Source organism: Pseudofrankia coriaricola, from assembly GCF_001854805.1.
In the GTDB taxonomy this organism is placed as follows: Bacteria; Actinomycetota; Actinomycetes; order Frankiales; family Frankiaceae; genus Pseudofrankia.
Window position 1 is genome coordinate 1 of record NZ_MBLO01000223.1, and the last position, 13,890, is coordinate 13,890.

A 13,890-nucleotide genomic window follows, 5' to 3' on the forward strand; every position below is an offset into this window, starting at 1 on the left:
CTCGGACGCCCGCCCGGGACGATCAGCGGGCCGACGTCTGGAGTCCCGTGCCGGATCGGCCTAGCCGATCCGGCAGGTCCGGGAGGCATAGTCCAGAGACGGAAGAGCAGCGACGATGGCTAAATGATCACCAGGACTGGTTGAACCTGGCGTAGTGAGCTTGGCCCCTGAGCACGGACACCGCACCTGAAGCGACCCTTGGCCGCCAGGGAAGGTGTCGACCATGGCCGCACCACTCCCGCCAGCGCGCGGTCGAGCTCGCCCGCCGTCTGTACGATCAGTCATGAATATCGGGTTCAGGGAGCCCGATCAGGCCTGTGACCTGCAGCGACAGGGGCCACGGGTGTTGGGGATGTTTGTCGCGTACACCCAAGCGCGGGTCGAGCATCCCCAACACAAGCGGCGAGTTGCGTCGGCTTTCCCGACAGTCCCGCTGGCCCCGCCAGGTCAGAGCTCAGGCGGGTTCCTTGGGGAGGCCGAGGGCGCGTTCGGCGAGGATGGTGCGCTGGATCTCGTTGGCGCCGCCGTAGATGGTCTCGGCGCGGCTGTTGAGGAAACCGCGCTGGAAGGCGTCAAGGGCGTAGCCGTCGCCGACGATCTCCGCCGACGGGCCGAGCAGCTGCATCGAGAGCTCGCCGAGCCGCTGGTGCCAGGTGGCCCACTGCAGCTTGGAGACGGACGACTCCGAGCCGAGGTCGCCGGTCCGGGTGAGCGTGCTGATCATCCGCAGGTTGGTGTAACGGACCACCTCGAGACCGATCCAGGCATCCGCGAGCCGCTGCCGGACCAGCGGGTCGGCGGTGCGGCCCCGGTCGCGCAGCACGTCGACGAGCGAGCGCAGCTCGCGGGCGAACATGTACTGGTAAGGCAGGGTGGTGAGCAGCCGTTCCGCGCCTACGGTGCCCATCGCGACCTTCCAGCCGCCCTCGACCCCGCCGACCACCAGGTCAGCGGCGGTCCGCGCGCCGGTGAGGAACACCTCGCAGAACTCCCGGCTGCCGACGATGTTGCGGATCGGCCGGATGTCGACGCCGGGCTGGTCGGCGGGGACCAGCAGCATCGAGATGCCGCGGTGCTTCGGCACGTCCGGGTTGGTCCGGCACAGCACGTACAGCCAGTCGGCGGTGTCGCCGAACGTCGTCCAGATCTTCTGACCGTCGATCACCCACTCGCCGCCGTCGCGCACGGCGCGGGTGCGCAGCCCGGCGAGGTCGGAGCCGGCGCCGGGCTCGGAGAACCCCTGGCCCCAGAACTGTTCGACGCGGGTGATCGCGGGCAGGAAGCGGGCCTTCTGGGCGGGGGTGCCGTGGCGCAGCAGCGTCGGGCCGAACAGGTCGCGGCCCTGGACGCCGACCCAGTAGGGCGCGGCCGCGGCCGCGTGCTCCTGGAGGAAGACGATCTCCTGGTCGACGGTGCCGCCGCGGCCGCCGTACTCCTCGGGCCAGCTGATGTTGAGCAGCCGGGCGTCGGCCAGCTCGTGCTCCCAGGCCAGCCGCAGGTCCCAGTGCTCGTCGTCCGTCGGCCCCCCGACGCCGCGGTGGCGGGCGAACTCGCCGACCAGATGGTCGGCGAGCCAGTCGCGCACCTCGGCCCGAAACTCGGCGTCCGCGGGGCTGTCCTTCATGTCCATGGGGTCTCCTGTCCGTCGCCGCCGGCACCGCGCGGGTGGGCCGCGTGCGTCACGCGAACGCGACCCGCCCGGTCGGGGCGACGCCGAGCACGGGCGGCAGCCCGTCGACCAGTTCCTGCGCGCTCACCGCCGCGCCGGCGGTGCCGACGTACTCGCCGGCGACGGCCCAGCCGCGCAGGCGCTGCACCCGGTTGCCGTCGACGCGGAACACCTGGCCGGTGATCCAGGCCGACGCCTCGGAAGCGAGGTAGACGACGACGCCGGAGGCGTTCTCCGGGGCGCGCGGGTCGAAGCCGCTGGCCGTCGCCTCGGCGCCGAGCGGGATGCCGGCCGTCATTCGGGTCGCGGCCAGCGGGGAGATCGCATTGACCGTGACGCCGTAGCGGCGCATCTCCATGGCGGCGATGGTGGTGAGGCTGACGATGCCGGCCTTGGCAGCGCCGTAGTTGGCCTGGCCGACCGTGCCGAACAGGCCGGTACCGGAGGTGGTGTTGATGATGCGGCCGCTGACCGGCTCGCCGCGCTTGGCGGCGGCCCGCCAGTAGGCGCAGGCGTGCCGGGTGAGCGCGAAGGAGCCCTTGAGGTGGACGGCGACGACGGCGTCGAAGTCTGACTCGGTCATCGCGAACAGCATCCGATCGCGGATGATGCCGGCGTTGTTGACGACGACGTCGAGCCGGCCGAACTCCTTCACGGTGCGCTCGACCAGCGCCTCGGTCGCGGCCCAGTCGGTGACCGACCCGTGGTCGGCGATGGCCCGCCCGCCGCTGGCGGTGATCTCTGTGGCGACCTCCTGGGCCGGGGACTCGGCGGTCTGTTCGCCGTGCAGGCCGGCCCCGAGGTCGTTGACCACGACCGTCGCGCCGGCCGCCGCCAGTGCCAGGCAGTGTGACCGGCCGAGGCCGCGCCCGCCGCCGGTCACGATCGCCACCCTGCCGTCGAGCATGCCCACGGGCAACCCTCCCAGATCGCGGGTTAATCAGTTAACTTATCTATCTAGACTAAGCATAGGAGGCGGCATGGGCTGGGGCCAGCGGCCCGCCCGTTGCCCCGACTGACGGCGGAGGAGAACCCGTGAACTTCGCGTTCAGCGAGGAACATGACCAGCTGCGCCAGATGGTCCGTGACCTGCTGGGCGACGCCTCGCCGGAGACCGAGGTCCGCCGCCTGATGGAGACCGAGACCGGACTCGACCCGGCCGTCTGGGGGCAGCTCGGCGAGCTCGGCCTGCTCGGGCTCGCGGTGCCCGAGGAGTTCGGTGGCGCGGGCTACGGCTTCGTCGAGGTCGGCATCGTGCTGGAGGAGGCCGGGCGGGCGCTGCTGTGCGCGCCCTACCTGTCGAGCGTGGTGCTGGCGACGTCGGCGCTGCTGCTCGCGGACGACGACTCCGCGAAGAAGGACTACCTGCCAGGCCTGGCAGCGGGCACCCTGCGCGGCACCCTGGCTCTGACTGAGGACCCGGGGCGGTGGGACGAGGGCGGTGTGACGGTGTCCGCCCGTCCCCGCGACGGCGGTTGGTCGCTGTCCGGGTCCAAGACCTACGTCCTGGACGGCCACACCGCCGACCTGATCGTCGTCGCCGCCCGGACCGGTGCCGGCGTCAGCCTGTTCACCGTGGCCGGCGACGCGCCGGGTCTACGACGCGAGGCGTTGCCCACCATGGACATGACCCGCAAGCAGGCCCGGCTCACCTTCGACGAGACGCCGGCTCGGCTGCTCGGCGCGGAGGGCGCCGGCTGGCCGGTGCTGGCGCGGGTCCTCGACCTGGCGGCCGTGGGGCTGGCCGCGGAGCAGGTGGGCGGTGCCGCCCGGGTGCTGGAGATGGCCGTCGACTACGCGAAGGTCCGCGTCCAGTTCGGCCGTCCGATCGGCTCGTTCCAGGCCATCAAGCACAAGTGCGCCGACATGCTCGTCGACGTCGAGTCGGCGCGGTCGGCGGCCTACTACGGTCTGTGGGCCGCCGGGGAGCGCAGCGAGGAGCTCGCCGCCGTCGCCTGCGTCGCCAAGTCCTTCTGCTCCGACGCCTACTTCCGCTGCGCGGGCGAGAACATCCAGATCCACGGCGGCATCGGGTTCACGTGGGAGCACCCGGCCCACCTGTACTTCAAGCGGGCGAAAGGCTCCCAGCTGCTGTTCGGCGACCCGACCTACCACCGGGAGCTGCTGGCCCAGCGCGTCGGCATCTAGCGCCAGGACGGTCCGTCAGGCGGGAAGCCAGCCCGTGGCGCGCCTATCGGTGGCGGCCTGGTATGACCAACACCCGCGCCGGCCCGATGCGCCGGGACGCCGCTCCGGTGGTGGCCCGGCGTGCCGGATAGACTTCTACTTGTACACCTCATTTAGAGAACCATTCCGGGAACAGAGCGTCCCACCGGCCGTGCCCGCGGGTGGGCCAGGCGATCGGAGGACGGCGTGGCGAAGGCCAGCCAGGTCCGGGCTCCCAAGGCCGGCGAGCTCATCGCGGGCCAGCTGCGGCAGCAGATCATCCGCGGCACCCTGGAGCCCGGCGCGGTACTGCCGAGCGAGACCGTCCTGTCGACCCAGTTCGGGGTGTCGAAGCCGACGATGCGCGAGGCGTTCCGCATCCTGGAGGCCGAGCGGCTCATCGAGGTCCGCCGGGGCGCCAACGGAGGGGCCCGGGTGCAGGTGCCGGACACCGGGGCGGCCGCCCGCTACGCCGGCGCGATCCTGCAGCACCGGCGCGCCACGCTCAGCGATGTCTACGCGGTCCGCGCGCTGTTGGAGTCCAAGTCCGCGGGGATGCTCGCCGGCGCGCGTCGGGACGACGCCGTGGCGCGGCTAGAGAAGCTGCTCGGCGCGGAGGAGGCGGCGCTCGGCGCCGGCCAGGACGACGAGTTCCTCGCCGCCGACGAGGCGTTCCACCTCGGCGTCGTCGAGCTGACCGGCAGCGAGACACTCAGCCTGCTGGTCCAGATGCTCTACAACATCGTCAAGGCGGCGGTGGCCTCGTCGAGCGAGGTCCACCGGCGCAAGGCCGACTCCGAGGCTCAGCGGGCACGGACGCACCGCAGCCACGTCCGGCTCGTCGAGATCCTCAAGGACGGCGGTGAGCCGGCCGAGGTCGAGGCCTACTGGAACCGCCACCTGACCACGGTGGCCGCGTTCCTGCTGGCGGACCTGCCCGCCGAGACGGCGCTCGACCTGCTGCTGACCTGACCCTCCGACGGGCCGTCACGGCCCGGGCGCGGCCGCGCCGCGCGATCAGCCGTCAGGGGCCCATGACCCGCGGCGCGAGGTCCCAGCGCCGCTCGATCTCGTCCGTGTGCTCGCCCAGCAACGGCGGACGCGGGTAGACGGGGTCCGGGCAGGAGCGCAGCCGGAACGGTGAGCCGACCAGGGTGAGCTGGCCCAGCCGAGGGTGCTCGACTCCGCGCAGCGCACCCCGAGTCACGAGATCGTCGTCCGCGGCGAGGTCACTCGCGGCCGCCGACAGGCCCGCCGGCACCCCGGCGGCCGTCATACGGGCGACGAGGGACGCCGCGTCGTGGCGGCTGGTGTAGGCGGCGACCAGGGCATCGACCTCGGCCCTGCGAGCCACCCGGGCTCTCGACGCCCGCAGGGCCGGGTCCGCGGCGGCCGGGCCGAGCAGGTCCGCGAGGGCGGCCCATTCCTCGTCGGTGCGGGCGGCCACCGCCACCCACCTGCGGTCCAGGGTCGGGAAGCAGTCATACGGGGCGGCGAACTCGACGGTGTTGCCGGCGCGCAGCGGCCGGCCGCCCCGGGAGGCCGCCAGCACCAGGTGGCCCTGCAGCACGACGAGCGCGTCACGGGCGGCCGCGTCGACGGTGACCCCACCGCCACCGTCCCACGCGTGCAGCAGCCCGGCGAGGACACCGAGGGCGCCGTTGGTGCCCGCGCGCAGGTCGTTGGTGTCGCGGATGTCCGACGGGGGCGCGTCGGGGTAGCCGGTCATCGCGCCGAGACCGCCCTCGGCGTTGAACACCGACGCGTAGCCGGGCCGGTCAGCGTCGAGGGCGTCCGCGCCGAAGCCGGACAGTGACAGGATGACCAGGTCCGGCCGGTGGACGCGCAGCGTCTCGTCGCACAGGCCCAGCCTGTCGCGCACACCCGGGCGATAATTCTCGACCAGCACGTCGGCGGCCTCCACGAGCCGCAGGACACGCTCACGGCCGGCGGGCGACTTGAGGTCGGCGAGCACCGAGCTCTTCGCCTGGTTGAGGTCCATGAACCGAATCGACGAGTCGAGGTCGGCGCCCGCGTTGGCCATGTCCCGGCGGAAGAGGTCCGGCGCGGTCGGGGACTCGACCCGCACGACGTCGGCGCCGAGGAACGCGAGCAGCTCGGTGGCGTACGGCCCGGCGGCGACCCAGGTCAGGTCGACGACCCGCAGCCCGCTCAGCGGCAGCCGCCCGGCCGACAGCGCGGGCGGCGTCGCGCCCTCCCCCGCCCTGGCGGCGTGCTTCTCAGCGGGCCGGACGAGGAAGGAGCGCGTGGGCGCCACCCCGCCGCCGACGACCGGGCCGAACAGACCGCGGGAGGCGATCGCCGGGTCGGCGGCGAGCTCCCCGGGCTCGAGGAACGGGCCGCCGGGACAGCCGGCTTCCAGCAGGACACGCCGGACCGCCTCGCGGGTCACCGTCGACGTCCACGACTCCAGCTCGTGGGTCAGCACGGTGGCGTTGTCGTAGCGGCGGCCGCGGTCGGCGAACCGCGGGTCGTCGGCCAGCTCGGGCCGGCCAAGGACCTGGCAGAAGGAGCGCCAGTGCCGTTCCTCGACCGGGCGGATCGCGACCCAGCCGTCGAGGCAGCGCAGCGCGCCGGCGTAGTCGTAGCCACGGTAGGTGCGGTCGTAGTCGCGGCCTTCGAACCACGCCCGGGACAGCGTCGTGCGGTTCAGGCCACGCTCGACCTGGTCACCGGCGACCTCGACGACGTCACCTGTGCCCCGGCGGCGCCGGCCGGCGAGGGCCGCGAGGGCGCCGACCGCGGCGGTGAGGCCCGCGTCGTGGTCGGCGAGGAAACGGCCCGCCCGGACCGGCGGGCGGTCGGGGAACAGCCGGTAGACGTTCTCGCTCGGCAGCGTCGCACCCTCGCCGCCGGCGTGGTACGCGGTCAGCTCGCTGGCCGGACGGTCCGCGGCGGAACCGGTCAGGCCGTGGCCGGTGACCGAGACGATCACGAGTGCCGGGTGCCGCCGGGTCAGGTCGGCCAGGTCGACGCCGAGCGCGGCGAGCTCGGCCGGGGTGTGGTCGTCGACGAGGACGTCGACAGCGGCGGCGCCGGCCCGCAGCAGCCGCGCGTACTCCTCGGGTGTGCTCGCCGTGCGCGCGTGCTTGCCGCGGTTGGCGTCGTCGTACAGGCATCGGGCGGTGGACGCCGGGCCGTCGGCGAGGGCCAGCAACGGGTCACCGCCCGGCGGTTCGAGCCGCGACACGTCCGCGCCCAGCCAGGACAGCACCTGCGCGCACCACGGCGCCGCGACCCAGCGGCCGGTGTCGAGCGCCCGGACGCGGGCCAGCGGCCGAAACCACTCGTCACGCGCCGCCACGGCCGGCTTCGTCTCCACCACCACGACCCCCAACATCGCACAATTAGTTAGCTAAATAATAGCCTTCTCTGTGCGAGCGGGCGGCGCCAAACCGGCCGTGCCGGAGGACGAGCGCCGTCGGTGCGGTGTCGCTACGGGAGCTGTCGCGGCGCCGCGGCGGCGGAGCCGCGTACCGGCCCGAAACCGGCCTCGAGGACGTCGAACGCCTCGGTCAGCAGCGCGGTCAGGCTCCGCTCACCGCGGGCGGCGAGCCAGCTGGCGAAGACCGCCTGCGCGGTGGCCAGCATGCTGACCGCCACGACCTGGGAGGTCACCCCGTCGTCGGCGCCGCCGGGCAGACGGCTCGCGACGAACGCGGCCAGCTCGCCTGCGCAGCGGGTCTCGTACGCGACGTCGCGCGCGGCGGCGCCGGCGCTGCCGGTGAGGACCTGGCCGATCCGCACCACACGATCGACCTGGGCCGGGTCCATGTCGGCGGTCCGCAGGAAGGCCGCCCGCAGCGCGCGCACGCCGTCCTCGTCGGCCGGACGCGCCAGGGCGGCGCGGATCAGCCGGTCGAGCAGCCGGCGGTGGAAGCCGCGGACCACGTCCACCTTCGTCGGGAAGTAGCGGAAGAAGGTCCGTGACGAGGTCCCTGCCGCCGCCGCGATCTCCTGGACGGTCACCGCGTCGAAGCCGCGCTCGACGAAGAGCGCCATCGCTGCGTCCTCGATCTGGCTCTCGGCGAAGCGCCGCTGCCGGTCGACGAGCCTGGAGGCCGCCAGATCGTCGGCCACCAGCCACCCCCAGTCCGACTCGCGACCCTGGCCGCGTGCGGAGAATCCGGCCCACGCGTCCCCGGCGCGGATCGGCCGCCGCGGCCGCCGGGACGCGCGGGCACGCCAGGGTCGACGGACGTCCACCGTAGCGGACCAGACGCGGGTGGCCGGCCGGCCCCACGCCGGCGGCCTCGCAGCAGCCCATCAGTCCAGGTGCGGTTGGTGCAGGGCGGCGGTGGCGCCGCCGTCGACCGGGAGGGCGATGCCGGTGACGTAGGACGACTCGTCAGAGGCGAGCCAGAGCGCGGCGTCGGCGATGTCTCCCGGCTGGGCCGTCCGGCCGAGTGGTATCTGCCGTCCGTAGGCCGCGAGCCGCTCCTCGGTACCAATCCAGTGCCGGAACGCGGGGGTCGCCACCGACCCCGGCACGATCGCGTTGACCCGCACCCCGTACATGCCGTACTCGACGGCGGCGGAGCGGACGAGGGCGAGGATCCCGGCCTTCGCCGATCCGTACGGCGCGGTCCCCGGGACCGCGCCGACCCCCGCGGCCGACGACGTGCAGATGATCGAGCCACGGCCGGCCGGCACCATGACCCGCAGCGCCTCCCGGACACAGGCGAACATCGAGGTCAGGTTGAGTTCCAGGTCCGCACGCCAGCCCTCGTCGGCGATCGTCAGCAGCGGACCCTGGGCCAGGCCGTTGCCGGCGTTGCTGTGGAAGACGTCGAGCCGGCCGGTGTCGGCGACCGTGGCATCGACGAGCGCGGCGACGAACCCCGCGGCGGTGACGTCACCCGGGTGTACCCGCGCGCCGCCACCATCCTTGGTGACCAGCGCCGCGGTCTGTTCGGCCCGGTCGGCCGCGAGGTCGTTGACGACCACGTACGCGCCCTCAGCGGCAAACCGCAGCGCCGTCGCCCGGCCGATCCCGGAACCGGCGCCGGTGACGACCGCCGTGCGGCCCCCGAGACGTTCTCCCATTGCCTGCCTCCTCTGGCCTCGGTCCCCCGCGGGTGACCCGGCATCGGCCGGGTCCCGTCTCGCGCGCTCAGGACCCCGCGTAGTGCTGGAACAGGTCCGCGTCACTGAGCGCCGCGGCCGGCCCGAAGTAGGCGATCTGGCCGCGGCGCATAACGTAGGCGGTGGTGGCGAGCTCCAGCGCCCGGGTGACGAACTGGTCGACCACCAGCAGCGCGGCGCCGGCCGCAGGCAGCGTGGCCAGGAACACGAACACCTCGTCGACGACCTTGGGCGCAAGGCCCAGCGAGGCCTCGTCGACGAGCACCAGCCGTGGGTCGCGCACGTAGGCGCTTACCAGGGCGAGCATCTGCTGCTCGCCGCCGCTGAGGGTGCCGGCGGTCTGCGCCAGGCGGCGGCCGAGCACGGGGAACGCCCCGACCGCGCGGTCCACGGCTGCGGCCTCCTGGCCGCGAGGTGCCTGCATCCGCAGGTTCTCGCGGACCGAGAGGGAACGGAAGACACCCCTGCCCTCCGGCACGTGGCACAGGCCGGCGGCGAACCGCCGGTGCGTGGCCAGCGTCGTCACGTCCCGACCCAGCAGGGTGACCGTGCCGCGGCTCGCCGGCAGGAAGCCGCACACCGCGCGCAGCAGCGTGCTCTTCCCCGCGCCGTTCGGGCCGACGAGCGCCGTCACCTCGCCGGCCGGCACGGTCAGCGACACGTCGCGCAGCACGGTGGTCCGGTCATAGCCGGTCGTCAGGCCGCTCACGACAAGGGCCGGCTCAGGCCGCGACGGCTCCGTGGGGACCTGGCCGCCCACGGAGGCGACCTCGGGGCTCGCGGTGCTCACGCGTTCTCCCGTTCGGGCACGGCCGGCACGACCACCGCGTCGGATCCGAGGTAGGCGGCCTGCACGAGCGGGCTGGCGGCCACCACCGCCGGCTCCCCCTCGAACAGCAGCCGGCCGAAGTCCAGCACGTAGACGTACTCGCAGATCGTGAGGACGAGGGACATGTCGTGCTCGACGAGGAGGATCCCGCAGCCGCGCTCGGCGACCACCCTGCGCAGGACCTCGTCCAACGCCGCCGTCTCGGCGCGGTCGAGGCCGGAGGAGGGCTCGTCGAGAAGCAGGACGTCGAAGGGGCCGGCGAGGCCGCGGGCGAGCTCGACCAGGCGGCGCTGACCGGTGGACAGCGCCCCGGCCTGCTGTCCGGCGAGATCGGCGATGCCGCACAGGTCGAGCGCGCCGAGCGCGGCGGCCCGGCTCTCGCGGCGCTGACGCGGAGTCGCCGCCAGCTGCGCCCAGACGTGGCCGCCGGCCAGGCTGGCCTCCCGCCCGAGGGCGACGTTGTCGGCGACCGTGAGCGAGTCACCGAGCTGCATCCGCTGGAAGGTGCGGCCGAGGCCGGCCCGGCCGCGGGCAGCCGGGCCGAGCCCGGTGATGTCCTGGCCGTGCAGGCCGATCCGGCCGGACACCCGGCGGTTCAGCCCACTGCAGGCGTCGAACGTCGTCGTCTTCCCCGCGCCGTTCGGGCCGATCAGGCCGGTGATCCGGCCCAGCGGCGCGGCGAACGACAGCCCGTCGACGGCGACCAGCCCACCGAACCGGACCCCGAGGCCGGCCACCTCGAGCCCGGCCCGCGGTGCGCCGTCCTGCTCGCGGGCCGGGGCGGCAGGCTCCCGAACGACCGGCCCGGCCGTCACGGCGGCCGCCGTGGCGGCCGCGGGCGCCAGCGCCGGGCCGGCCAGCGCCCGCGCGGGCCGGCTGAACCGGTCGAGGACGGCCCGCAGCCGTTCCGGCATCGCCGGGTGGCCGCCCTGGACCGCGATCTGGACGGCGAAGAAGCCGAAGATGACGTTGAGCCAGCTGGTGGTGTCGGCCCCGGTGAGGTAGGCCGGGATCGCCGACGTGATGCCGATGAAGATCGCGTACCAGGGCTCGCCGAACGGGGCGAGCGCGAGCACCGCCACCAGGACCAGGGAGTAGAAGGCGGTGTAGTTCGTGTCGTTGGAGACCGCGAAGTGCACGGAGCCGCCGTACAGGATGCCGCCGATGGCCGCGAAGAACGCGGAGACACAGAAGACGATGACCCGGGTGGTGTTCGTCGACAGGCCCATCGTCATCACCGCGACCGGGGCCTCGGCCAGGCCGCGCAGCATCCGCCCGAGCCGGGAGGCGTGCAGCGCGACCATGACGAGGGCCGTGACGACGACGAACGCCAGCACGACGTAGTAGTAGGCCCGGTCCCCCGTCGCCACCGAGGGCCGGGGCATCGCGCGGCCGTCCTGCAGGACGGTGAACATGAAACCCCGGGCGTAGGCCAGTCGTTCGACGAGGATCCCGAAGCCGAACGTCGCGAGGGCGAGGAACAGCCCGGACAGCCGGATGGCCGGGATCGCGACGATCGCGCCCACGGGCACGGCGACCAGGGCGCCGAGGAGCACGGCCACCAGCCAGGGCACCCCGTGGCCGACGGCGAACTGGGAGAACGCGACCGCGCCGATCGCGGCGAAGACCGACTGGCACAGCGAGACCTGGCCGGAGGTGCGCACCAGCAGGCCCAGCGCCAGGACGATGACCATCTGGGTCAGGCCGATGGTGTAGAACCCGAGCTTGTCGGCGCCGACGACCAGCGGGACGAGCGCCAGCACCGCGAGGACGACCACCGCGGTCGCCGCCCGGACGGGCGTCGGCGCGTGGTAACGCAGCCGCGGTCGTGCCTCGGCGGCCGGACCCGTCGCGAGCCTGTTCTTCGGGGTGACCAGCAGGACGACGAACAGGACGATGAACGGCAGGCTGGCGGGCAGCCCCGACAGCCAGCTCACGTCGAGGATGTACTTCTTCGACAGGTCGGAGCCGACGCCGAGGAGCAGGCCGCCGGCGAACGTCAGCGGGATGTTCGAGAAGCCGCCGATGGCGGCGGCGCCGAACGCCTGCACGACCAGGAACGTCAGGCTGATCGCGTTGAGCCCGATGAACGGCAGGACGAGGACCCCGGACAGCGCGGCGAACGTGGTGCCGACCGCCCAGGAGATCCGTCGGACCCGGACGGGGCTCGTGGCCTGCATCGACAGCAGGTCCGGGTCGTCGACGACGGCGCGCATCGCGAGGCCCGTCCGCGACCAGCGGAAGACCGCGAACAGGAGGGCCACGGCGAGGACCGCCACGAGGGTGACCCACAGCTGCGGGTACTGGACGTTGACCCCGCCGACCCGGAAGCTGCGGCTGGCCATCGGCAGGAAGTGCCGCACCCGGATCGTGTCGGCGCCGTACCAGATGGTTGCCAGGCCCTGGACGACGAGGATCATCCCCACCGTTCCGACGATCTTCATTGCGGTGCCGCGCGACGCGAGGCCGCGCGCGATCCGCTCCATGCCCAGCCCGAGGACGGGCCCGGCGACGAGAACGGACACCGCCAGGGCCGGCCAGACGCCGAGGCCGAGGTCCAGGTGCAGCCAGTAGAAGAGGTAGGCGGCGGCGGTCGCCATGGCGCCATAGCCGAAGTTGAAGATGCCCGACGTCTTGTAGGTCAGGACGAGGCCGGTGCCGGCGAGCCCGTAGATGGAGCCGGTGGCAATACCGCTGATGATGAACGGTAAGAACGCGTTCAGGGGAATCACCTCTCGCGAGCGAACACCCGGAGGGAGGGCCGGCGCGACGGTCCCCGGCCCTCCCTCGGACGGCTCGTCGGGATCAGCTGCTGGCGTTGGCGCAGACGGTTTCGGCGCCGGCGGGGGCGGTCGTCTTGCCGTCCGCGATGCCGATGACGAAGGCGCACGGGTGGGCGCCGAAGCTGACGGGCTTGCCGGCGGTGAAGGTCACCGGGTTGGCGAGCAGCCCGCCGAGGGTCTCACCGTTGAAGGTGTTCAGGCCGGTCGTGACGTCCTTCGCGGTGACGGTCGCGCCGGGCGTCCCGAGCGCCTTGTGGATGGCCTCCAGCCCGCTCCAGGTGTACGACGCCGTGCCCTCCGCCCAGTTGTCATCCTTGGCGAACCGCTTCATCGCCGCGACGAAGGCGGTCGCGCCCGGGGTGTTCAGCGCCGACGGGAAGACGTGGGCCGGGCCGAAGGCGGTGAAGTCGGGGATGCCGAGCAGGTCCTTGCCGACGGCCTGGGCCGAGGTGCCGAAGGTCGGGTTGTAGCCCTGCGACTGGCAGTCCTCGACGAACTTGGCCGCGGCCGCGGTGGTGAAGTTCAGCTGGGCGTAGTCCACCTTCTCCTGCTGGAGTTTGAGGCATTCCGCGGTGTAGCTCGTGGCGGTGGAGCTGATCGCCAGGGAGGTGAAGCCGACACCCGCCTTGGCGGCGGCGGCCTCCAGTGGCGCGTTCGCCTGCTGGCAGGCGGCGACCTCGCTGCAGTAGAGGTCCGCGAACTTGGTCGCCTTGCCGTACTTCTTGGCGACGAAGACCTGGTCGCTCAGACCGGACAGCACGTCGGTCACGGTGGGGTACATGCCGGCCTTGGTGTACCAGTCGGTCGCGTTGGCAGCGCCGCTGACCAGCGGGATCCCGGCGGCGATGACCGCGTCGGCGAAGGCACTGACCTCGTTGTCGGACGAGACGACGATGGCGACCGCCTTGTCGTCGATCAGTCGTTTGGCCGCTGCCTGCGCCTGCGCGGGGTCGCCCTTGTCATCCTCGACGAGGATCTTCACCGGGTGGCCGTTGATGCCGCCCAGCTGCTCGTTGACGTAGCGCTCCCAGGCCGGGCCGACGGTCGCGCCCTGGCTGCTGGAGCTCGCCTGCGCCCCGGTGAGCGAGCCGATGACGCCGATGTTGATCGGCGACCCGGTGGGTGCCGGCGCCGTCGTCTCGCTGGCCGCGGGACCCTTCGAGTCGTCGGACCCGCCGCACGCCGCGAGCAGGGTGGTGGCGCCGACGGCGACGACCGCTAGCCGGGCCCCGATGCCTAACTTCCCGTACCTCACTGTTACCCAGCCTCCTCTGACCAGCGCGATCCCCCGCGCCGCTCCCCAGCTCAGCCCGCCGTCTCGACATCACGCCAGGTGG

The 13,890-nt window shown here is 73.1% G+C and carries 10 protein-coding genes; 2 read left to right on the top strand and 8 right to left on the bottom strand.

Going from position 1 to position 13,890, the window contains the following annotated elements; all coding sequences use genetic code 11:
- Window positions 1–454 precede the first annotated feature (454 nt).
- Window positions 455–1,630 carry an acyl-CoA dehydrogenase family protein gene (locus BCD48_RS27170; protein ID WP_071051227.1) on the bottom strand — a complete coding sequence of 392 codons (1,176 nt, stop codon included), beginning with the start codon at window positions 1,628–1,630 and terminating at the stop codon, window positions 455–457.
- Window positions 1,631–1,679: 49 nt separating this feature from the next.
- The gene (locus BCD48_RS27175) at window positions 1,680–2,576 is read right to left on the bottom strand and encodes an SDR family NAD(P)-dependent oxidoreductase (RefSeq protein WP_241842029.1); all 897 of its coding nucleotides are present in this window, start codon (window positions 2,574–2,576) and stop codon (window positions 1,680–1,682) included.
- Between the two features lie 128 nt (window positions 2,577–2,704).
- On the opposite strand from BCD48_RS27175, the gene BCD48_RS27180 reads away from it, so the two are divergent.
- Both BCD48_RS27180 and BCD48_RS27185 read left to right on the top strand, forming a co-directional pair.
- Window positions 2,705–3,817: an acyl-CoA dehydrogenase family protein gene (locus tag BCD48_RS27180; RefSeq protein ID WP_071051229.1), complete on the top strand. Its 1,113-nt coding sequence runs from the start codon at window positions 2,705–2,707 to the stop codon at window positions 3,815–3,817.
- A 225-nt stretch (window positions 3,818–4,042) separates the two neighbouring features.
- On the top strand, window positions 4,043–4,807 hold the full coding sequence (locus BCD48_RS27185; protein ID WP_071051230.1) for a FadR/GntR family transcriptional regulator: 765 nt from the start codon (window positions 4,043–4,045) through the stop codon (window positions 4,805–4,807).
- A gap of 52 nt (window positions 4,808–4,859) precedes the next feature.
- On the opposite strand, the gene BCD48_RS27190 is transcribed toward BCD48_RS27185, so the two are convergent.
- From BCD48_RS27190 to BCD48_RS27215, 6 genes are all read right to left on the bottom strand, one after another.
- Window positions 4,860–7,184 (bottom strand): CaiB/BaiF CoA-transferase family protein, encoded by a 2,325-nt coding sequence (locus BCD48_RS27190; protein WP_198543414.1) that lies wholly within the window; start codon window positions 7,182–7,184, stop codon window positions 4,860–4,862.
- Between the two features lie 107 nt (window positions 7,185–7,291).
- Window positions 7,292–7,936 carry a TetR family transcriptional regulator gene (locus tag BCD48_RS27195; RefSeq protein WP_131804111.1) on the bottom strand — a complete coding sequence of 215 codons (645 nt, stop codon included), beginning with the start codon at window positions 7,934–7,936 and terminating at the stop codon, window positions 7,292–7,294.
- Between the two features lie 186 nt (window positions 7,937–8,122).
- Window positions 8,123–8,902: an SDR family NAD(P)-dependent oxidoreductase gene (locus BCD48_RS27200; protein WP_071051232.1), complete on the bottom strand. Its 780-nt coding sequence runs from the start codon at window positions 8,900–8,902 to the stop codon at window positions 8,123–8,125.
- A 67-nt stretch (window positions 8,903–8,969) separates the two neighbouring features.
- The gene (locus tag BCD48_RS27205; protein ID WP_116271683.1) at window positions 8,970–9,731 is read right to left on the bottom strand and encodes an ABC transporter ATP-binding protein; all 762 of its coding nucleotides are present in this window, start codon (window positions 9,729–9,731) and stop codon (window positions 8,970–8,972) included.
- Complete coding sequence (locus tag BCD48_RS27210) at window positions 9,728–12,502, bottom strand: branched-chain amino acid ABC transporter permease/ATP-binding protein (protein ID WP_241842019.1); 2,775 nt, start codon at window positions 12,500–12,502, stop codon at window positions 9,728–9,730. The genes BCD48_RS27205 and BCD48_RS27210 overlap by 4 nt, the downstream gene beginning before the upstream one ends.
- A 73-nt stretch (window positions 12,503–12,575) precedes the next feature.
- On the bottom strand, window positions 12,576–13,808 hold the full coding sequence (locus tag BCD48_RS27215) for an ABC transporter substrate-binding protein (protein WP_071051233.1): 1,233 nt from the start codon (window positions 13,806–13,808) through the stop codon (window positions 12,576–12,578).
- Window positions 13,809–13,890: the final 82 nt, after the last annotated feature.